We start from the raw sequence: 20,013 nt of genomic DNA on the forward strand, positions 1-20,013 counted from the left end.
ATTGCAGCAGAGCTCTCATGTGCTTGTCAGACTGTGGTGTTTTAGCCAAATCGGAAATTATGGAGTGACTTGGTTGTGAGTACTCGTTTTATGACATCAGCTGAAATTCGTGAAGCATTTTTGCGTTACTTTGAATCGCAAGGGCATACACGTGTCGCGTCGAGTTCACTAGTACCCGCCAATGATCCAACTTTACTGTTCACCAATGCGGGTATGAACCAGTTTAAAGATTGCTTCTTAGGTCTAGAAAAACGCGATTATGTCCGTGCCGTATCATCACAAAAATGCGTACGCGCAGGTGGTAAACACAACGACTTGGATAATGTCGGTTATACCGCGCGTCACCATACCTTCTTTGAAATGTTAGGAAACTTCTCGTTTGGTGATTACTTCAAACGTGATGCGATCAAATTTGCCTGGGATTTTTTGACGGGCGATGACTGGCTAGCGCTACCTAAAGATAAGCTTTATGCCACTGTTTATCATACCGATGACGAAGCATTCGACATCTGGAACAAAGAAATCGGCCTAGATGCATCTCGCATTATCCGTATTGGTGACAACAAAGGTGGTCAATACGCATCAGATAACTTCTGGGCGATGGGCGACACCGGTCCTTGCGGTCCATGTTCTGAAATTTTCTTTGACCATGGCGATCACATCTGGGGTGGCCTGCCGGGCACACCTGAAGAAGATGGCGACCGTTTCATTGAAATCTGGAACAACGTTTTCATGCAGTTTAACCGCACGAGTGATGGCGTACTTCACCCTCTTCCAGCGCCTTCTGTAGATACTGGTATGGGCTTGGAGCGTATTTCTGCTGTTTTACAGCACGTCAACTCAAACTACGAAATCGATTTATTCCAGCATTTACTTAAAGCTGCGGCTGAGATCATTGGTCTAGACACCACTGCACTTGAAGCTGAAGCGGCTGAAAAAGGCACACCAGTTCAGTACCCTGCTTCATTGAAAGTGGTTGCTGACCATGCCCGTTCATGTTCATTCCTGATTGCTGATGGCGTAAATCCATCAAATGAAGGTCGTGGTTATGTACTGCGTCGTATCATCCGCCGTGCAGTGCGTCACGGTAACAAACTGGGTGCGACCGGTTCATTCTTCCATAAAATGTTGCAGCCACTGATCGAAGTGATGGGCGAAGCATATCCAGAACTTGCAGCACAACAAGCACGTATCGAAGCTCAACTGCTCAAAGAAGAAGAACAATTTGCCAAAACACTTGAGCAAGGTTTGAAATTGCTTGAAGGCGAATTGGCACAGTTAAAAGGTTCTGTGATTCCGGGTGAAGTGGTTTTCAAACTTTACGACACTTACGGTTTCCCGACGGACTTAACTGCGGATATCGCACGTGAACGTGAATTAACGATTGATGAAGCTGGCTTTGAAGTTGAAATGGCAGCACAGCGTCAACGTGCGCGTGATGCAGGCAAATTCGCAATCGACTACAACAGTGTTGTCAAAGTTGAAGGCGAAACTCAATTTGATGGTTATGATGCAACTGCAGGCGAAGGCCAAATCATCGCAATCTATAAAGATGGCGAGCAAGTAGATGAAGTCGTTGAAGGCGACGAAGCTTTAATCGTACTCAACCAGACTCCTTTCTATGCAGAAAGCGGTGGTCAAATCGGTGATACAGGGATTTTCAAAAACGATACCGGGATTTTCGAAGTTCAGGACACGAAAAAATCTGGTGGTGCATTTGTACACCAAGGCATCGTGACCATGGGTAGCTTAAAAGCAACCCAATCTGTTGAAGCGACTGTGAAAGCAGACATCCGTGCAGCAACTGTGCGCAACCACTCTGCGACTCACTTGTTACATGCTGCGCTGCGTCAAATTCTGGGCTCACATGTACAACAAAAGGGTTCATTGGTCGCATCTGATGTGTTACGTTTTGACTTTGCCAATGATCAACCGGTTAGCTTTGAACAGCTGCAAGAAATTGAACGTCTGGTCAATGCTGAAGTAATTGCCAATACTGCGGTGTCTACTGAACTGCTGGATATTGAATCTGCCAAAGCCAAAGGCGCGATGATGCTGTTCGGCGAAAAATACGGTGACGAAGTCCGTGTATTGTCGATGGGTTCAGTGATTGAAGAGAAAAATTTCTCCATCGAGCTTTGCGGTGGTATTCACGTAAAACGTACCGGTGACATCGGTCTGTTCAAGATCATTTCTGAAGGTGGTGTTGCAGCAGGTATACGTCGTATTGAAGCAGTGACAGGCACTAAAGCAGTTGAAGTTGCACAAAAAGCCGATCGTGACATCAATACGATTAACGGTTTGCTCAAAGCGCAAAAAGACCAGACTTTAGAAAAAGTTGAAGCGTTAGTTGATACTGCATCGAGCTTGCAAAAACAGATCGAACAACTGAATCAGAAACTTGCTAGCCTGCAAGCCGGTGAACTTCTAAGCCAAGTTCAAACCATTGCAGGTCGTGCAACCTTGATTACAACCGTTGAAAATATGGATGCGAAAGCACTACGCAACCTGCATGACGGTGTGAAATCAAAATTAGAAAATGCAGTCATTGTGCTTGCAGGTGTAGAGGGTGACAAGGTGAGCTTGATCGCATCTGTAGCAAAAGACTTTACTGCATCTATAAAAGCGGGTGACATCATCAAACATCTGGCAACTGAGCTGGGTGGTAAAGGTGGTGGTAAACCTGACTTGGCACAAGGTGGCGCGCCACTTAACGAGAAGTTTGCTCCGGTGATGGCAGATTTAACTGCCTGGCTGGCAGCAAAATAAAACTTCAATTTTGTGTAACTGACCCTGATAGGACTATCAGGGTCATGGCTTATATGGAACAACTATGGCACTAATCGTTCAAAAATATGGCGGTACCTCTATGGGTACTCCCGAGCGCATTTTAAATGTTGCTCGTCGTGTGAAACGCTGGCATGACCATGGCCACAAGGTGGTTGTGGTTGTATCAGCGATGAGTGGCGAAACCAATCGTCTGCTTGCTCTCGCGAAAGCCATTACCGAAACCCCTGACCCACGTGAACTAGACCAGATGGTCTCTACGGGTGAGCAGGTTACGATTTCTATGTTAGCGATGGCGCTCAACTCTATTGGCGTTGAAGCAAAATCACTGACAGGTCGCCAGGTTGGCATGAAAACCGACAGCTCATTCAATAAGGCACGTATCGAATCAATTGATACTGAAGTCCTGAACTCGAATCTGGATGCTGGCCGTGTACTTGTAGTTGCAGGTTTCCAGGGTTTTGACGAGCATGGCAATACCACCACTTTAGGCCGCGGCGGTTCTGATACTTCAGGTGTCGCGATTGCTGCTGCACTAAAAGCCGATGAATGCCAGATTTATACAGACGTTGATGGCGTATATACCACTGATCCACGTGTTGCACCCAAAGCCAAGAAAGTTGACCGTATTTCCTTTGAAGAAATGCTTGAAATGGCGTCACTGGGTTCAAAAGTCCTGCAAATTCGTGCAGTTGAATTTGCCGGTAAATATCAAGTACCTTTACGCGTATTATCCAGCTTCGACAATGACAATGATGGCGCATTCGACGAAGAATTTAAGCAAAACGTGGGTACACTTATTACGACTGAATTGGAAGACAATATGGAACAGCCAATTATCTCCGGTATCGCATTTAACCGTGACGAAGCAAAATTAACGATTTTAGGTGTACCTGATGAACCGGGCATCGCCTCTAAAATTTTGTGCCCGATTGGTGATGCCAATGTTGAAGTGGATATGATTATCCAGAACGTTGAAGAAGATGGTACGACTGATTTTACTTTTACAGTCAACCGCAGCGAATTGAACAAGGCCAAAGCCATTCTCGAAGCAACCGCTCAGGAAATTGGTGCACGTGAAGTCGCTACCCGTTCAGATATCGTAAAAGTTTCTATCGTCGGTGTAGGCATGCGTTCACATGCAGGTGTTGCAAGCAAAATGTTTACCGCACTGGCAGCTGAAGGTATTAACATCCTGATGATCTCTACTTCTGAAATCAAAATTTCAGTGATTATTGAAGAAAACTATCTGGAACTTGCAGTTCGTTCACTGCATACCGCCTTCGGTCTAGACCGCGAACAAGGTGAATCAAGCGTACGCGCTTAAGAGGAATGACAAAATATTGTCATTGTTTGACAGTATTCTATAAATCTCTACAAAAATTCAGAGCCACTATAGTTTTTTTTATAGTGGCTCTGTTATATTAAGCCTGAGGATTTTTGAAAAACTGAGATAGATTAAAATCTTTCACCCAGATGACAGAATTTCTATCCAGATTTTATTTTTTAATTTTTGGTTGTGTTTTTGTTTTATATTCAATAGATTGCAGGTTTTGCATTTTGCAAGGAGAGAAACATGCTGATTTTGACTCGACGTGTCGGGGAAACTTTAATGATTGGAGACCAAGTCAGCGTGACTGTGCTTGGTGTAAAAGGTAATCAGGTTCGTATTGGGGTCAATGCTCCGAAAGAAGTCTCTGTGCACCGTGAAGAGATTTACCAGCGTATCCAGCATGAACGTGCAATGCATGAACATCTTCAGCATATCGATCAGGATTTCCAACCTTCGTATGAAGATGAAAACCAAACACAAAATAACTTTAACCGTTAATTTTTGTGTAAATCATAAAGCGGCTTTGAAGCCGCTTTTAATTGATCTATACTTTAATGAATACACATTTCAATATTCAGAACCTTTAAATTAAATAAGAATTAAAGTTCTGCGCCCTGCTGTTCCAGCAATGCTGCAACTACCTTTTTTACCGGCCCAAAACTACGACGGTGCTCATCAATCACCCCATGCAAGGCAATCGCTTCAAAATGTGCTTTGGTTGGATAGCCCTTGTGCTTGGCAAAACCAAATTGTGGATGCTTTAGATCCATCTCAATCATTTGATGATCACGGGTAACTTTGGCCAGAATACTGGCAGCAGAAATTTCTGCATGCAAAGCATCGCCACCAATGATCGCGTCACAGCTCATCGTTAGTCCCTGAGGGACTTTATTGCCATCGACCAGCACATGCTCAGGTTGAATCGCTAAAGCTTCTACAGCACGGCGCATTGCCAGTAAGGATGCCTGCAGAATATTATGCTCATCAATTTCTGCTGCTGACGCCTCAGCAATTGCCCAAGCCAGCGCTTTTTCCTGAATTTCGATAAAAAGTTTTTCACGTTTCTTTTCAGTCAGTTTTTTAGAGTCATTTAAACCTTCAATCGGGTTATTTGGATCTAAAATTACCGCGGCCGCCACCACTGAACCGACCAGCGGTCCACGCCCTGCTTCATCTACACCAGCAATTTTCATGTCATTTCCCATAAAAAATAGGCTGAACCTGTCAGCCTATTTTAATTTAATCCTGGCTTAGTTTACAGCTTCAGCCACACAAGCGTTAATGGTTTTTGCAACCACATTGCCCACGATTGTGGTACGTGCCACCGGATCAATCGCAGCAGTCGCCAAATCAACCGCTGTCACATTTTGCGGTGCTTTTTCGCTGACACAGCCACAAATTTCAGACTGGATATTTTGCTTTTGTGTTGTGGTCATTAGACGTGTTGCCGTTTGCCACGCTGGAATATTATTCAGTTCAGTGGTGCATTTTGCATTGATCGCGATTTTAAGCGCAGTGCCGCCCAGTTGTTGAGTGGTACTTGGCGCATCAGAAGTGCCTGTCGCTGTACACGCTGATAAAACCAGAGTCAGTGGCGCAAGTACAGCCAATAATTTTTTCACAGATATATTCCTTATTTTCATTCATAGATGAAGACTGTCGCTATTGTGCCGAAATTCACCTGAATAAGAAATCTAAAAATCACTAAGCATGTTTAATCTACAGCCAACCAATTTAATAGATGTTGCATGAAAGCCACCATAGCGTTGCAGATTTGGAATTGCTGAATTGATTCACCCTTTGCTAAGGTTCGGCCTTATTGAAGAGCAACGGAATATCTAGATGAATAAATCACTGTATTACACACGAACAGCGCAATGGCTGCATTGGATCATGGCGGTTATTTTTATTGCGGCCTGGCTCATCGGTTTTTATAGTGGTAATTTTTTAAGTTATGAGGTTGATGGCAGCTTTAAGGGTGATGTGATTTCACTGCATAAAAATATTGCAACCACCATTATTTTCCTGCTCGTTGTTCGAATTTTCTGGCGCTATACCCATCCGGCGCCGTCACTGCCTGAGAGTATGTCACCGCGGATGAAAACGTTGGCACATGCTGGTCATCTGGCGCTGTATTTCATGCTGATTGCCCTACCCCTTACAGGTTGTTTGTATAGCTGGAGTTTGGGTTATCCAGCACCGGTGCTGTATTTATTTAACCTGCCACCCCTCATTGCCGAAAACTCGGCTGTGACCGCTATTGTTAAGCCCTTGCATATCTGGCTTTCCTGGGCAGTCGGCGTTCTACTGGTTGGCCATATTGCCGCAGCCTTTAAACATCATTTTATCGATAAAGATCATGTATTAAAAAGTATGACCCAACAGGATAAATAATTAGACCATTAATATGGGCTAAATAATGTTCTCAGTCTGTGCTTGCAGGCTGTTTCATTAAATAAATTCCTTGAGACAACTTCTGAGACTGTTTGCAATCGCTTTTTGCGTCAGTTCTTTTTTGGCTGTTTCATCAACTGTGGCTTGTAACAAAGTTTTGGCAGGCACATCTTTTAACGCATGCTCACCCACACATGAACACACATTTTTCTCAAGTTCAACTTTACTGGTGTCCTGCATTAAGTAGGTCGAAACTTTCCAAACTTTGGAATTTTGCAGCTCTTTACTGCATTGATATTCAATCAAAGGTTTTAAAGTACGCTGTGTCAATGTCATATCCGCACTAGAACAGGCAGAAATCAACAATATGCTGAGGATCAGAAGTAAACTTTTCAATTTCATATTGGCCTATAAAAATGATAAAGGCAGAGCGAACTCTGCCTTTTGTAAAAACTTAAACCAAGGCACGGATCTGGTTGATCCATTTCTCTTTTTCAGCCTCTGGAATAAACGACGCTTCAAAGGAGTGCGTTGCCAACTGCTTTAATTCCTCGTTACTCAAGTCTAGCGCTTCAGCAATGGCAATAAAGTTGTCATTCATATAGCCACCAAAATAGGATGGATCATCTGAGTTGACTGTAACATGGACACCCTGCTGCAAGAGACGACGGATATTATGCTGCTGCATATCCTCGACCACACAAAGCTTCAGATTTGACAGCGGGCACACCGTTAAGGGCATTTTTTCGCGAATCAACCGTTGCATTAACTCAGAATCTTCTTCTGAACGCACCCCATGATCAATACGATTAACTTTCAGTAAATCCAGAGCTTCCCAGACATATTCTGCCGGGCCTTCTTCGCCCGCATGTGCTACGACCAAGAACCCTGCTTCACGCGCTTTGGCAAAGACACGTTCAAATTTAGAAGGTGGATGCCCGACTTCACTTGAATCCAGACCAATCGCAATAATCTGGTCTTTATAGGGCAATGCCTGCTCCAGCGCTTCAAAGGCCGCCTCTTCACTTAAATGACGCAGGAAACACATGATCAAATGTGAGCTGATTCCAAGCTTGGCCTTGGCATCATCGCAGGCTTTTTGCAGGCCATTGATGACGGTCGCAAAAGCAATTCCACGGTCGGTATGCGTTTGCGGATCGAAGAACATTTCTGTATGCACCACATTGTCTTCGGCACATTTTTCAAAATAGGCCCAAGCCAGGTCATAAAAGTCCTGTTCATGGATCAGTACATTGGCCCCGGCATAATAAATATCCAGGAAGGACTGAAGATTATGGAAATTATAAGCCTGCTTAACTTCCTCGACAGATTTATACGGGATGGCAATCTGATTACGCTGAGCGATTGCAAACATTAGCTCAGGCTCAAAAGTGCCTTCAATATGAACATGAAGCTCGGCTTTTGGCAAAGCGCGAATCAACTCAAGACGGTTCATCACTTCTCCTCGTGAAACCTTTAAATAATAAAAAAGGGCGCAAACTCAGTTTACACCCTTTCTGAATGTAGAAAAATTAGCCACCAAATAGTGCGAATTTAAGCGTCCATAGAACAGCAATAATCCAGACCATATACGGTACAGTCGCAGCCTTACCAGTCAACAACTTGATCAGTGCATAGCTGATAAAGCCCATCGCAATACCATCCGCAATCGAATAGGTAAATGGCATAAATACGATGGTTAAAAATGCCGGTACTGCCTCAGTAATATCTTCCCAGTCAATATGGACGATACCCTGAATCATCAACACACCAACAAATAACAATGCTGGCGCAGTGGCAAAACTCGGAACTGATTGTGCAAGCGGTGCCAGGAATAAACAGGCAATAAACAGCAATCCAACCACCACGGCGGTTAGACCGGTACGACCACCTGCTGCCACACCCGCAGAAGATTCAATATAAGGCGTAGTTGAAGAAGTACCCAGTGCCGCACCAGCAACAATCGCTGATGAGTCAGCAAATAAGGCTTTCTTCAAACGTGGTAATTTCCCGTCTTTTAACAGACCTGCACGATGCGAAACACCGACCAACGTCCCGGTAGAGTCAAACAGATCGACCAGGAAGAAAACAAAAATCACCCCAATTAAACTGGCAGTAAAGAGGCCTTCAAAATCCATTTGCATGAATGTTGGAGCCAGCGATGGAATATGACCCACTACACCCTGGAATTCGTTATAACCTAGTGCCGTTGCAATGGCAGTCACCACCAGAATACTGATGATAATCGCACCACGGACTTTAAACTGGTGCATTACCACAACCAACAAAAAGCCAAAAAGTGCTAATAATACAGAAGGTTGTTTCAGATCACCCAAGCCCACCAGTGTGGCTGGATTATCCACAATAATTCCGGCATTTTTCAGTGCAACCAATGCCAGGAACAAGCCAATACCACCACCAATCGCGAGCTTGAGCGACATTGGAATTGCATTGACAATGGCTTCACGTATTTTAAACAGGCTAATGGCAATAAAGACCAGACCTGAAATAAAAACTGCACCCAAGGCGGTTTGCCAAGGCACCCCCATTCCCAGACATACAGAATAGGTAAAGAAGGCATTTAAGCCCATGCCTGGTGCCAGCGCAATTGGATAATTCGCAATCAGGCCCATGACTAAACAGCCAATCGCAGCTGCAAGACAGGTTGCTACAAAGACAGCCCCATGATCCATCCCTGTTTCGGACAAGATCATTGGATTGACAATAATGATGTAACACATGGTTAAGAATGTAGTTACACCAGCCAGAACTTCTGTACGGAAACTGGTTTTGTTTTCACTCAGTTTAAACAGACGTTCAAGCATATTTTCTGAAGATGGATTAGGAGTCGTCATGACCTAGCCCCTATTGAGTAAACTTTATGCTTCAAGCACGCCGTCAAATAAATGAAATTTCACAAAAAATTCATTTATTTTGAGGATGTGTTAGCAACGAATATGCCAGTATAGCCATTTGACGGGTTCAAATGTTTGAACAGCTTACAGCCCCAGGGCTATGCTATAAAAACCCCAAAAAATCTAAACAAAAAAGCTGCATAACTTTTATGCAGCTCTATTTAATGATATAAATCAAATGCTTAGAAAGATGAAGTTTGCTTCATCTTTATAGGTGGCAAATTATAACACATTGATTTCTGATTGCTTCTTTGATTTTATACTTTATTTAAAATCAATCTATTTAATTCGAATATTTTTAATATTTTATTATATTTATTATTGAGTTAATTTTATTAATTACGCTAAATTGAAAAAAAAGAAAATTGATGCATGTGTTAATGTCGATGCCGATTAGAGTCTAACAATTTGCTGGAGTCACGCGCTTCATTCAAGACATGACGGATTTTTTCGTATTTTCTGATTTCTGCCTGTTTATGCACGCAGAATCCTAATACACTGACCATTAACACAAAAACAGGAATAGCATGTATTTTCATTTTTATTATTCTGCTTTGTAACACTGTGCAATTATGCTAACAAAAAACCTAATAAACTTGTGACTTACTTTACATTTAACCCGATAGAATGCACTTCTTAAACCGTTTAGCGATATTTTTCTATCGTTTTATTTATTATTACTTAATTAATTTTTCATTCTTTCTCAAAAAATCTCTTGCGCTAAATACTCCCCAAAGTTAATAAATTAAATATTTGAATATTAAATACTTATTTATTTAAATAAAAATTTCTATTGGAAAGAAAAATATAAAAATTAATGAAAATTCCCTGATTTAAAATATATTAACTTGAGCTATTTTATTCAGCTTTTCCCAGAAATATCAGTTTCAATTTTCTGTAAAAAACAATTCAATAGATGAGATTTTACGCATTATTTCAATGAGTTCAGCGATAATTCTAATTTTTTATCTAACTTAAAATTTGGGAAAGACGCTAAAAACCATATTTGTACCGAAGTGCAGCCAATCAACTCCCCTGGCACTCAATATTTAAAAAACGATTAAAGCTGGATAAATAAAATTTCAATACTCATAGCTCCCAATACCGCCTAGAAACCAATTATTCTATGCGGTAGCGGAATAACGTTATTTATGCACTGATTTGTTCATCACGTTTAAATACCAATTCACCTTTAAGTGAACTATCGGCATCAAAATAATAGCCATCGGTATTGAATGCTTTGAGTTCTTCGGCACGTTCAATTCTATTTTCAACAATAAAACGTGCCATCAAACCACGTGCTTTTTTAGCATAGAAACTAATCACTTTATATTTGCCATTTTTCTGATCCAGAAATACTGGCTTAATAATCTCTGCCTGAATTTTGCGCTCGTTCACCGATTTATAATATTCATCAGAAGCAATATTCACCAAGATCTCAGACTGGGCTGCTGCTAAATCTTGATTGATCAGATCAGTGATGTGATGTGCCCAGAAGTCGTATAAGTTATGCCCGCGAGAATTGGCCAATTTGGTTCCCATTTCCAGACGATAGGGCATCATCAGATCCAAGGGACGCAAAAGCCCATATAAACCAGACAACATACGCAAATGCTGTTGTGCAAAGTGCAGATCTTCCTGCTTTAAGCTATAAGCATCCAGACCGGTATAGACATCTCCTTTAAAGGCAAAAATAGCCTGACGTGCATTGGCTAAATTAAAATCTGGTTGCCAGTCCTGGAAACGTGCTGTATTTAAATTGGCAATTTTTTCACTGACACTCATCAAACTGGAAATTTCTGTTGCAGAAAGTGTGCGACAAGCTTTGATCAAATCCTGCGAATGTTCTAATAATCTGGCTTGAGTAAATTGGTCAGTGGGTAATGGGGTATCGTAATCGAGCGTTTTGGCTGGAGAAATTAAAGCGAGCATGGCAACCTGGTCAAAAAATGATTAATCAAACTATATCAGTCTGCTTATTTTAATTCCAATTCATGTTTTTATTCACCATAATCGTTAAAATGCGCGATTCTCCTGTTAATCATCGGTATTTATATGTCCGAGCAAATTTTCCTTCAAGGACCTGCGGGTCAGATTGAAGTTTTTGTGGATTATCCTCAGGGTGAAGTGAAAGGATTCGCGGTAGTTTGTCACCCCCATCCCTTGCAAGGTGGTACGCCCCAGCACAAGGTTCCCGTTCTATTGGCACAAATGTATATGGAACGTGGCTGTGTTGTGTATCGTCCGAGTTTTCGCGGTTCTGGTCAAAGTGAAGGTATACACGACGAGGGCTTCGGTGAGACGGATGATGTATTAGAAATCATTCGGTTTGCTCGCAGTCAGCATATTGGGCTGTCTTTTTATGCGGGCGGTTTTAGTTTTGGTGCGCATGTCATGGCAAAGAGCTATGCAGCCTTACCTGTAGAACTGCAACCCAAACAAACTATTTTATGTGGCCTGCCAACTGCAACCGTTGCCGGTATTCGCCATTATGTTACGCCAGCAATTAAAGGTGATATTCTGTTCATTCATGGTGAGGGTGATGAAGTAACCCTGCTGTCGGATATGATTGAATGGGCAAAACCACAGCGTCATTTAGTGACCGTATTGCCTGGTGCCAATCATTTCTTTACCGGCTATTTAAAGCAATTGCGGATTGCAATGACTCGCTACTTAGCGCTTGGCTAGATAATACAACCCATCAGATGATGGGTTTTTTATTAAAAGACAAAATCGTCTGCAAAAATTTCATACATCACAGCCCGATATTTAGGCTTATCGATGTAACGGATAATTTTTCCGCCCAAGCGGTCTGCAATTTTACGGCTAGCCCAGTTTTCTTCTGCTACCGGATAGCTTAAGACTTGAAGCCCTAATGTATTGAAAGCATAGGCCACAATACAATGCACTGCTTCATGTCCATAATGATGACCATGCGCATTTTCACGGATCCAAATACCGACTTCAGGTATTTCATCATGAAGTCGATGTAAACCACATAGTCCAATAAATTCTTGTGTTTCAATATGACGGATCACAAATACATATTCTTTATAATCGGTCATATTTTCCAGCCAATTTTGCCAGACTGTTGCAAATTCCTGTTCAGATTCTGGTGGGTCCCACGCCATAAAACGTGTCAGACTCGGCGTAATTGAAGCATAAGTTTCTTTGGCATCGGCTGATTTAAAACAATTCAGGATCAGGCGTTTACTTTGCAATGTAGGCAAAGCTGATTGAGTCTGTTGAATTAGCTCTTCCATTCAAACTCGCTAAAGCTTTCCTGCTCTTTTAGAGAGGTTTCCACTGCCTGTGCAAGCTGATTAAGCAAACTTCTTTCGGTGATACGATCCAGCCAGTCCTGTTCTTCTTCAGGATATGAGGCAATTTCACAGACCAGATGCCCTTGTTCATCTCTGGTTTCACAACTCACAGATAAGGGCAATGCATGTTCATCCACGCTCACGGCAACCTGAGCACCACTTTGACTTAAGGTCTGAAAGCCATGTTTACCTAATGTTTCGGCAAGAAAATGCGCTACATATTCCTGGGTTTCCTGACCATCCCGGGGTTGCTGGCTTTGTGTATTGGCCATGAATTTTAATTTTCGCATCGCTACATCCTAATGGCTTTTTTCTTGTATGGGTTTAGCATAAGCAATATAAACAAAACAGCCAAGCAAAAGCTTGGCTGTTTCACATAATTTTAAAAATTATTCTGAAACTTGAATAGGCAAACCTGCAATTGAGGTCAGTTCTGTAAAGGTCGGGAAACTGGTGGCTACCGTTTCCGTACCGATAATCTTGATCTGCTCCGAATTACGTAAACCGGCAATCGAAAAACTCATTGCAATGCGATGATCATGATGTGATTCAATTTCACCACCGGTGAAGATTGGCGACCAGTCACCTGATTTGCCCTTCCCTTCGATAATAATGCCATCTTCAGTTGGGGTACAGTCAATGCCCATGGTTTGCAGGCCATCTGCCATCACCTGAATACGGTCCGATTCTTTTACGCGAAGCTCGGCAGCACCGGTCAAAATCGTCTGACCTTCGGCACAGGCAGCAGCAATAAACAGCGCCGGGAATTCATCAATCGCCAATGGCACCTGATCTTCAGGCATATGAATGCCTTTAAGCGTACGCGTACCACGAATACGGATATCTGCAATCGGTTCACCACCAGCAATACGTTCATTTTCAACGGTAATGTCCGCACCCATCTGTTTCAGGATTTCGATCACGCCAGTACGGGTCGGGTTGATACCAACAGCCTCTAAGGTCACATCCGAATTTTCAGCAATCGCAGCGCCGACCATAAAGAAGGCCGCAGAAGAAATATCAGATGGCACCTGGATATTGGTTCCGATCAGCTTTCCACCACCTTGTAATGAAATACGATTGCCTTCGGTTTTCACCTCATAACCAAATGCACGCAGCATACGCTCAGTATGGTCGCGGGTTGGTTCAGGTTCAGTCACTGCGGTTTCGCCATTTGCCCATAGGCCCGCCAGCAAAATACCTGATTTTACCTGCGCTGATGCCATTGGCAAATCGTACTGAATGCCTTGTAGTTGCTGGTTACCTGTAATCGAGACAGGCGGAGTTCCACGTTCACCCGTGGTCTGGATCAGTGCACCCATTTCACGTAAAGGCTTGGCAATACGTTCCATTGGGCGTTTAGATAGGGATGCATCACCGGTCATCACTGAATCAAATTTCTGCGCTGCCAGCATACCGGACAGCAAACGCATTGAAGTACCTGAATTGCCCATATAAATGGCAGACTGTGGCGCTTTAAGACCATGCATACCGACGCCATGAATGGTAACTTCACCATTTTTAGGGCCTTCGATGCTGACGCCCATGTCACGAAAAGCCTGCAAAGTTGCCAGTGCATCTTCACCTTCAAGGAAACCAGTCACATGTGTTGTACCTTCAGCGATGGCACCAAACATGATCGAGCGATGTGACACAGATTTGTCACCTGGCACGGTAAATTTACCTTGAAATGTCTTGGCACCCGGCTGAATGGTAAATTGTTGTGTCACTTTATTTTTCTCCATGAAAGGTTTCTTGGCGAGCATATGGTTGAAATGCTGGCGAGCTGCCTGCGCATGACCCAATAAGCCCATCAATGCTTGGGAATCTTCATCTTCGATCAATTTGCGAATCATCGCGAGCTGCTGTTCAAAGCCATCTACGGCATTCAGAACTGCTTTTTTGTTGGCAAAAAAGATGTCATGCCACATTTGTGGATCACTGGCGGCAATCCGCGAGAAATCACGGAAGCCGCCGGCAGCATAACGAAATATGTCTAAGTTGTCTTCACGTTTGGCCAGTTGTTCGACCAGATTAAACGCCATTAAATGCGGAAGATGACTGGTATGTGCCAGCACTTCATCGTGCTTGTCCACATCCATGCAAATCACTTCGGCTTTGGCCGCTTGCCACAGTTGAATCAGCTTCTCCACGGCCCAATCGCTACTGCTTGGCAGTGGCGTCAAAATTACCTTGTGATTGGCAAATAGATCGACTTTTCCTGCATGTACACCGGTATGCTCTGCACCTGCAATCGGATGACCCGGCACAAAACCTGCTGGAAGCTGGTCACCAAAGACCGCTTTAGCCGCATCGACCACATTACCTTTGGTACTTCCCACATCAGTAATAATGACATTTTCCGTCAAATACGGCTGAATCAGCTCAAGTACTTTTTGTGTGGCACGTACCGGCAAAGCCAGAACAATCAGATCTGCACCTTTGACTGCATCTACAGGATCGGCATAGCCTTCAGAAATCAGCCCCAGTGCCTTGGCATCTTCCAAAGTCTTGGACGAACGTGTCGATGCCACAATGTCATTGGCCAAGTGCTCGGCTTGAATGACACGCGCCAGACTTGAACCAATCAGTCCAAGCCCGATAAATGCAACTTTTTCAAACAATGGCTGCGACATGAATTAAGCTTTTGCCTCTAAACCCAATACTGTAGCAAGCGCGCTTAAGAATTTCGCGTTTTCTGCTTCAGTACCAATCGATACACGAATGTGGCTGGAAATACCGACCGGACGTACAATCACCCCTTGTTTCAGCAAACCGTTGAAGGTTGCTGCGGGGTCTGCCTGTACATCAACCAGAATAAAGTTAGCACGAGAAGGCACATAGTTCAGACCCAAAGCCTTAAAACCTGCTTCAAGTTGCGCCATACCGGCTTTATTTACTTCGCGAGAACGCGCGATAAAGTCTTCATCTTTCAGTGCAGCCACCGCAGCGACCATGGCCAAATGATTGACATTAAATGGCTGACGAATACGGTTTAAATAATCGGTCACTTCAACCGATGCCAAGGCAAAACCAACACGCAGTGCAGCCAGACCATAGCACTTCGATAAAGTACGGCTGACAATCAGATTTGGATATTGTTGCAGGAATTTCAGGCTATTGAAATTTTCCGGGAAATATTCCACATACGCTTCGTCTAGCACCACAATTACATTTGCAGGGACTTTTTGCATGAAAGCTTCAAATTCAGCTTCTTCGAACCAGGTTCCGGTCGGATTGTTCGGATTGGCAATGAAGACGAGTTTGGTATTGTCCTGAATTGCTGCTGCCATCGCTTCAAGGTCATGTGAAAAACCTTGGGCAGGTACTTCAATCGCTTGTGCATTAATGGCTTGAGTGACCAGTGCATAAACCGCAAATGCGTGCTGGCTATATACCACAGAATCGCTTGAAGAAACGAAGGCACGGGCAAACATTTCTAGCAAGTCGTTTGAACCATTGCCCAGCGTAATCTGATCATGATTAAAACCAAACTGAGTTTTAATCTGATCTTTCAGGATAAAGCCACCTCCATCTGGATAACGGCCAATTTCAGCAATTTCCGCAGCGACTGCTTCTTTGACTTTATCTGAACAACCCAGTGGATTTTCATTGGATGCCAGCTTGACGATATCGGTAAGACCCAACTCACGCTCAAGTTCACTGATCGGTTTACCTGGCTGATATGGCTTTAATTTTGAGATGCCTGAATTGGCTGGAACAAACGACATTTTAGACTTCCAATTTTAGGTATAAAACAGTGGTCAGCACCCTCGCCCTGACCACGGATAGCTGACTTAAAGTACAGCTGCAGGATATGAACCGAGCACGCGAACTTCTTTAACTAAAGGACGAATTTCTGCAATTGCAGCTTTGACATGTTCCTGCTCAATATGACCTTCAAGATCAATGAAGAACACATAAGCCCATTTTTCCGGAAGTGCTGGACGCGTTTCAATACTGGTCAAGCTGATATTGTGCTTGGCAAATGGCGCCAGAATTTCCAGCAATGCACCAGCACGGTCATGTGCAGAAATCAGTAATGAGGTTTTATCATTGCCACTTTGAGGCACTTTTTCACGGCCAATTACCAAGAAACGTGTGGTATTTTCCGGATTGTCCTCAATATTGCCATGCATAATTTCAAGATTATAAATACTCGATGCAATTTCAGAAGCAATCGCAGCAGAATGCCATTCATTTTGAATACGGCGCGCAGCCTCAGCATTAGAACTTAAAGCCACACGTTCTACACCCGGATAATGCGCGTCTAGCCATTTACGACATTGCGCCAAAGTCTGCTGATGTGCATAAATCTGTTTAATACTGTCTTTACGGGTATTTTCAGAAATCAGAAATTGATGATGAATCGGCAATTCAACTTCGCCAATCACATTCAGGTTCGAAGTTTTAAAACAGTCTAGGGTATGATTGACTACACCTTCAGAGGAATTTTCCACCGGCACCAAACCATAATGGGCACTGCCCGCCTCGACTTCACGGAAGACTTCATCAATTGTCGGTAAAGGTCGAACCACCGCATCATGACCAAAGTGCTTGAGTACCGCAGAATGGGTATAGGTTCCGACTGGCCCTAGAAACGCAATACTTTGCGGAGCTTCAAGCGCAAGACAAGCGGACATAATTTCACGGAACAGACGCGCCATGGTGGTATCCGACAATGGCCCTTCATTACGCTCCATGACATTGCGCAACACCTGTGCTTCACGTTCTGGGCGGTAAAACAGCGGACTTTCTTCTGAAGCAAACTTTGCTTTTGCAACTGCTTCAGCCAAACGTGCCCGGCGGTTAATCAATTGCTGGATTTGCTGATCAACAGAATCGATATCCTCACGAATTTTTGCCAAATCAAGAGAAGTCGTGGTGTTTTGATCGTCGTTGATCATTGTTATGTCGCCCTTCATAAACCTTATCTGTTCAGTATAACAATAGTGAGCTTTAAAATGTTACGCAATATGACATTGCTAGATTAAGTCTTAAAAACAGACAGTTGGTTTTAACCACTCATCGCTTTTAGTCATATCTGGTAACATTTAGTTCAGCATTTTGGCTTGATTTACATTATCAAATTGTAAACTTAGCCTCTCCATCTTAACTGATTTTAATGAATATGAAATATCACTATTTCTTAATCTATATAGCGGTTTTAAGCATAAGAAAATTAAAATAATAGCTTTGTACATGTCTTTTTTGACCTATTAAAATCTGAGATATCTTTCACAATAAAATGCACGCTCCTCAAGCTCATTTCTCTTATTTAATATTGATTTTCCTAGATTTTTTACATGAAATTACTACTCTGTTACAAAGCAGAGACGTTTTTTCAACCTTTAACAGCTAGTCTAATTTAAATCATGAGTTGGGGGGATCAATCATGCCAAAAAGAATAGCAGTACTTATAACAAATAATTTTGAAGACCAAGAATATCTAGAGCCAGTGGCTGCCTTGCTGGCTGCCCATCATAGCGTCTGCAATATCGAACTTAACGCCGGCAAAGTGGTCTATGGGCTGCATGGCTGTTCTGCCGTGACCATCGACCGTGGCATCGAACAAATCAGTATTGATGACTTTGATGCCTTGCTGATTCCAGGGGGCGAATCTGCGGTTTCTCTCTCTACCGATGTTCGGGTGCTACAGTTCATCCATGCCTTCAATCAGGCCAAAAAAGCTATTTTCAGTTTATGTGATGCATCCTTATTACTGTGTGAAGCAGATGTGCTGAAAAATCGGATTATTACCAGTATCCGGGCGCATGCGAGTCGCGTACAGCATGCGGGTGGAACCTATTATGATGTAGAACTGGTGAATGATAATAACCAGTTGATCTCATCGCGCCTGCCCAATGATCTGCCCATTTTTATTCATGAATGTTTGAATGTCTTGAAATCATAAAATTTAAAACAGAGTCACGGCTCTTTGCTATAGCTTGCCTGTAAAAAAAGAGTCCTTAAAAAGGACTCTTTTTTTCATTCATAAATTAACGTCCTAACAGACCACGCGCTACAATTTCTTTCATGATTTCATTGGTACCGCCATAAATCCGTTGAATACGGGCATCGACAAAGAAGCGTGAAATTGGATATTCAGTCATGTAGCCATAACCACCAAAGAGCTGAAGCAGATTGTCAGCAATCTTCATCTGCATATCGGTAGAAAAACTTTTCAATGCCGCTGCAGTTTCGACATCCAGTTTCCCTTGCATATAAAGCTCAAGATTCTGGTTATAAAAAGCTGCGGTCGCCAATTCATCAATTTTCGCTTGTGCCAAAACAAAACGAGTATTCTGGAATTGACCGATGGCCTGACCAAAAGCCTGACGCTCTTTCACATATTGCGTGGTCACATCAATAGAACCACGAATTGCACCCAAGGCTGTTGCTGCGATGGCGGTACGCTCACGCGGTAATTCCTGCATCAAATAAGCAAAACCCTGCCCCGGTTGACCGAGTAACTGGTCTTTCGGCACCTTGACATTGTCAAAGAACAGTTCCGAAGTATCTTGCGCATGCAGGCCAATCTTGTCCAGATTAGTGCCTTTTTTAAAGCCTTCCAGATGCGTGTCGGCCAGTAACAAAGAAACGCCTTTGGCACGCGCTTGCGGATCAGTTTTGACTGCCAGTACCACCAGGTCGGCATGCTGACCATTGGAAATAAAGGTTTTTGAGCCATTTAATACATAGTAATCATCCTGCAAGATGGCACTGGTACGCATGGCTTGTAAGTCTGAGCCGGCACCTGGCTCGGTCATACCAATCGCACCGACCACTTCACCGCTCACCATTTTCGGCAACCACTGTTTCTTCTGCTCTTCAGTTCCAATATGCAAGATATAGGGTGCAGCAATATCCGAATGACAGGACAACCCTGTAGAAATGGCACTGTATCCGGCACGTGCAGACTCTTCGATCAGCATCAATGAATAATCGGTTGGTACTCCGTAGCCGCCATATTCCTCCGGAACATCGACACACAGAAAACCATTTTCACCAAGTGCATTCCAGACTGAACGTGGCATCAGGCCTTCGCGTTCCCATTGTTGATAATACGGTGCGACATGTTCATTCATAAAGCGTTTAAAATTGTCGCGGAATAATTCTAGATCGGCATCGTAGGCAAGCATTCGGTTGTCCTTATACTGTTTATCGTTTTATTTCCTGTTTTACAGACTATCTACTTTCAGCTTTACTGTCATGTACTAGCATCTATCTTTTACTAACTTTGCAGTCAATAAAAAAGGAA

Annotated in this window: 18 protein-coding genes; 6 read left to right on the plus strand and 12 right to left on the minus strand. The window is 43.2% G+C overall.

Features of this window, described 5'->3' with window-relative positions; all coding sequences use genetic code 11:
• Nucleotides 1-75: 75 nt before the first annotated feature.
• From alaS to csrA, 3 genes are all read left to right on the plus strand, one after another.
• Complete coding sequence (alaS, locus tag FTU44_RS01520; RefSeq protein WP_180049236.1) at nt 76-2,769, plus strand: alanine--tRNA ligase; 2,694 nt, start codon at nt 76-78, stop codon at nt 2,767-2,769.
• 64 nt (nt 2,770-2,833) lie between these two features.
• Nucleotides 2,834-4,114, plus strand: a complete 1,281-nt coding sequence (locus tag FTU44_RS01525) for an aspartate kinase (protein WP_005097443.1) — start codon at nt 2,834-2,836, stop codon at nt 4,112-4,114.
• A gap of 249 nt (nt 4,115-4,363) precedes the next feature.
• Complete coding sequence (gene csrA, locus FTU44_RS01530; protein WP_005097444.1) at nt 4,364-4,618, plus strand: carbon storage regulator CsrA; 255 nt, start codon at nt 4,364-4,366, stop codon at nt 4,616-4,618.
• Nucleotides 4,619-4,719: 101 nt separating this feature from the next.
• On the opposite strand, the gene rnhB is transcribed toward csrA, so the two are convergent.
• Both rnhB and FTU44_RS01540 read right to left on the minus strand, forming a co-directional pair.
• On the minus strand, nt 4,720-5,313 hold the full coding sequence (gene rnhB, locus FTU44_RS01535) for a ribonuclease HII (protein ID WP_005170243.1): 594 nt from the start codon (nt 5,311-5,313) through the stop codon (nt 4,720-4,722).
• A gap of 57 nt (nt 5,314-5,370) precedes the next feature.
• Nucleotides 5,371-5,742, minus strand: a complete 372-nt coding sequence (locus FTU44_RS01540; protein WP_159138601.1) for a hypothetical protein — start codon at nt 5,740-5,742, stop codon at nt 5,371-5,373.
• Between the two features lie 220 nt (nt 5,743-5,962).
• Here FTU44_RS01540 and FTU44_RS01545 point away from each other — a divergent pair, with 220 nt between their 5' ends.
• Nucleotides 5,963-6,514: a cytochrome b gene (locus tag FTU44_RS01545; RefSeq protein ID WP_005170241.1), complete on the plus strand. Its 552-nt coding sequence runs from the start codon at nt 5,963-5,965 to the stop codon at nt 6,512-6,514.
• A gap of 57 nt (nt 6,515-6,571) precedes the next feature.
• Here FTU44_RS01545 and FTU44_RS01550 read toward each other — a convergent pair whose 3' ends face one another.
• The 4 genes from FTU44_RS01550 to yaaA form a co-directional block, all read right to left on the minus strand.
• A complete protein-coding gene (locus FTU44_RS01550) occupies nt 6,572-6,916 on the minus strand; it encodes a hypothetical protein (protein WP_179999915.1) in 345 nt (114 codons plus the stop codon).
• A 52-nt stretch (nt 6,917-6,968) separates the two neighbouring features.
• Nucleotides 6,969-7,970 (minus strand): adenosine deaminase, encoded by a 1,002-nt coding sequence (locus FTU44_RS01555; protein ID WP_180049238.1) that lies wholly within the window; start codon nt 7,968-7,970, stop codon nt 6,969-6,971.
• 76 nt (nt 7,971-8,046) lie between these two features.
• A complete protein-coding gene (locus FTU44_RS01560; protein WP_180049240.1) occupies nt 8,047-9,369 on the minus strand; it encodes an NCS2 family permease in 1,323 nt (440 codons plus the stop codon).
• 1,209 nt (nt 9,370-10,578) lie between these two features.
• On the minus strand, nt 10,579-11,361 hold the full coding sequence (yaaA, locus tag FTU44_RS01565) for a peroxide stress protein YaaA (RefSeq protein WP_005097452.1): 783 nt from the start codon (nt 11,359-11,361) through the stop codon (nt 10,579-10,581).
• A 123-nt stretch (nt 11,362-11,484) separates the two neighbouring features.
• Between yaaA and FTU44_RS01570 the strand changes: the two genes are divergently transcribed.
• On the plus strand, nt 11,485-12,117 hold the full coding sequence (locus FTU44_RS01570; protein WP_005097454.1) for an alpha/beta hydrolase: 633 nt from the start codon (nt 11,485-11,487) through the stop codon (nt 12,115-12,117).
• Between the two features lie 32 nt (nt 12,118-12,149).
• Here the strand turns inward: FTU44_RS01570 and FTU44_RS01575 are convergent, their stop codons facing one another.
• The 5 genes from FTU44_RS01575 to pheA all read right to left on the minus strand — a co-directional run bounded on the left by FTU44_RS01575 (nt 12,150) and on the right by pheA (nt 17,659).
• Nucleotides 12,150-12,692, minus strand: a complete 543-nt coding sequence (locus FTU44_RS01575; RefSeq protein WP_005170234.1) for a GNAT family N-acetyltransferase — start codon at nt 12,690-12,692, stop codon at nt 12,150-12,152.
• On the minus strand, nt 12,680-13,042 hold the full coding sequence (locus FTU44_RS01580) for a hypothetical protein (RefSeq protein ID WP_005170233.1): 363 nt from the start codon (nt 13,040-13,042) through the stop codon (nt 12,680-12,682). Before FTU44_RS01580 ends, FTU44_RS01575 begins: the two co-directional genes overlap by 13 nt.
• 99 nt (nt 13,043-13,141) lie before the next feature.
• The gene (locus FTU44_RS01585) at nt 13,142-15,388 is read right to left on the minus strand and encodes a bifunctional prephenate dehydrogenase/3-phosphoshikimate 1-carboxyvinyltransferase (protein WP_180049242.1); all 2,247 of its coding nucleotides are present in this window, start codon (nt 15,386-15,388) and stop codon (nt 13,142-13,144) included.
• 3 nt (nt 15,389-15,391) lie between these two features.
• Nucleotides 15,392-16,483, minus strand: coding sequence for a histidinol-phosphate transaminase (gene hisC, locus FTU44_RS01590; RefSeq protein ID WP_180000418.1), 1,092 nt, complete (start codon nt 16,481-16,483; stop codon nt 15,392-15,394).
• A 66-nt stretch (nt 16,484-16,549) separates the two neighbouring features.
• On the minus strand, nt 16,550-17,659 hold the full coding sequence (gene pheA / locus FTU44_RS01595) for a prephenate dehydratase (RefSeq protein ID WP_005097461.1): 1,110 nt from the start codon (nt 17,657-17,659) through the stop codon (nt 16,550-16,552).
• A gap of 488 nt (nt 17,660-18,147) precedes the next feature.
• Here pheA and FTU44_RS01600 point away from each other — a divergent pair, with 488 nt between their 5' ends.
• Entirely contained in the window at nt 18,148-18,666 is a 519-nt protein-coding gene (locus tag FTU44_RS01600; RefSeq protein WP_005097462.1) for a DJ-1/PfpI family protein, read from the plus strand.
• 85 nt (nt 18,667-18,751) lie between these two features.
• Here the strand turns inward: FTU44_RS01600 and FTU44_RS01605 are convergent, their stop codons facing one another.
• A complete protein-coding gene (locus tag FTU44_RS01605) occupies nt 18,752-19,894 on the minus strand; it encodes an acyl-CoA dehydrogenase family protein (RefSeq protein ID WP_180049244.1) in 1,143 nt (380 codons plus the stop codon).
• Nucleotides 19,895-20,013 lie beyond the last annotated feature (119 nt).

The organism is Acinetobacter sp. YH12105 (assembly GCF_013419095.1).
In the GTDB taxonomy this organism is placed as follows: Bacteria; Pseudomonadota; Gammaproteobacteria; order Pseudomonadales; family Moraxellaceae; genus Acinetobacter; species Acinetobacter pseudolwoffii.

What these genes read in the sequence shown, in the direction of transcription:
- FTU44_RS01525 (WP_005097443.1), top strand. Translation starts at nt 2,834, where the DNA reads ATGGCACTAATCGTTCAAAAATATGGCGGTACCTCTATGGGTACTCCC.
- csrA (WP_005097444.1), top strand. Translation starts at nt 4,364, where the DNA reads ATGCTGATTTTGACTCGACGTGTCGGGGAAACTTTAATGATTGGAGAC.
- rnhB (WP_005170243.1), bottom strand. Translation starts at nt 5,313, where the DNA reads ATGAAAATTGCTGGTGTAGATGAAGCAGGGCGTGGACCGCTGGTCGGT.
- FTU44_RS01545 (WP_005170241.1), top strand. Translation starts at nt 5,963, where the DNA reads ATGAATAAATCACTGTATTACACACGAACAGCGCAATGGCTGCATTGG.
- FTU44_RS01550 (WP_179999915.1), bottom strand. Translation starts at nt 6,916, where the DNA reads ATGAAATTGAAAAGTTTACTTCTGATCCTCAGCATATTGTTGATTTCT.
- FTU44_RS01555 (WP_180049238.1), bottom strand. Translation starts at nt 7,970, where the DNA reads ATGAACCGTCTTGAGTTGATTCGCGCTTTGCCAAAAGCCGAGCTTCAT.
- FTU44_RS01560 (WP_180049240.1), bottom strand. Translation starts at nt 9,369, where the DNA reads ATGACGACTCCTAATCCATCTTCAGAAAATATGCTTGAACGTCTGTTT.
- yaaA (WP_005097452.1), bottom strand. Translation starts at nt 11,361, where the DNA reads ATGCTCGCTTTAATTTCTCCAGCCAAAACGCTCGATTACGATACCCCA.
- FTU44_RS01570 (WP_005097454.1), top strand. Translation starts at nt 11,485, where the DNA reads ATGTCCGAGCAAATTTTCCTTCAAGGACCTGCGGGTCAGATTGAAGTT.
- FTU44_RS01575 (WP_005170234.1), bottom strand. Translation starts at nt 12,692, where the DNA reads ATGGAAGAGCTAATTCAACAGACTCAATCAGCTTTGCCTACATTGCAA.
- FTU44_RS01580 (WP_005170233.1), bottom strand. Translation starts at nt 13,042, where the DNA reads ATGCGAAAATTAAAATTCATGGCCAATACACAAAGCCAGCAACCCCGG.
- FTU44_RS01585 (WP_180049242.1), bottom strand. Translation starts at nt 15,388, where the DNA reads ATGTCGCAGCCATTGTTTGAAAAAGTTGCATTTATCGGGCTTGGACTG.
- hisC (WP_180000418.1), bottom strand. Translation starts at nt 16,483, where the DNA reads ATGTCGTTTGTTCCAGCCAATTCAGGCATCTCAAAATTAAAGCCATAT.
- pheA (WP_005097461.1), bottom strand. Translation starts at nt 17,659, where the DNA reads ATGATCAACGACGATCAAAACACCACGACTTCTCTTGATTTGGCAAAA.
- FTU44_RS01600 (WP_005097462.1), top strand. Translation starts at nt 18,148, where the DNA reads ATGCCAAAAAGAATAGCAGTACTTATAACAAATAATTTTGAAGACCAA.
- FTU44_RS01605 (WP_180049244.1), bottom strand. Translation starts at nt 19,894, where the DNA reads ATGCTTGCCTACGATGCCGATCTAGAATTATTCCGCGACAATTTTAAA.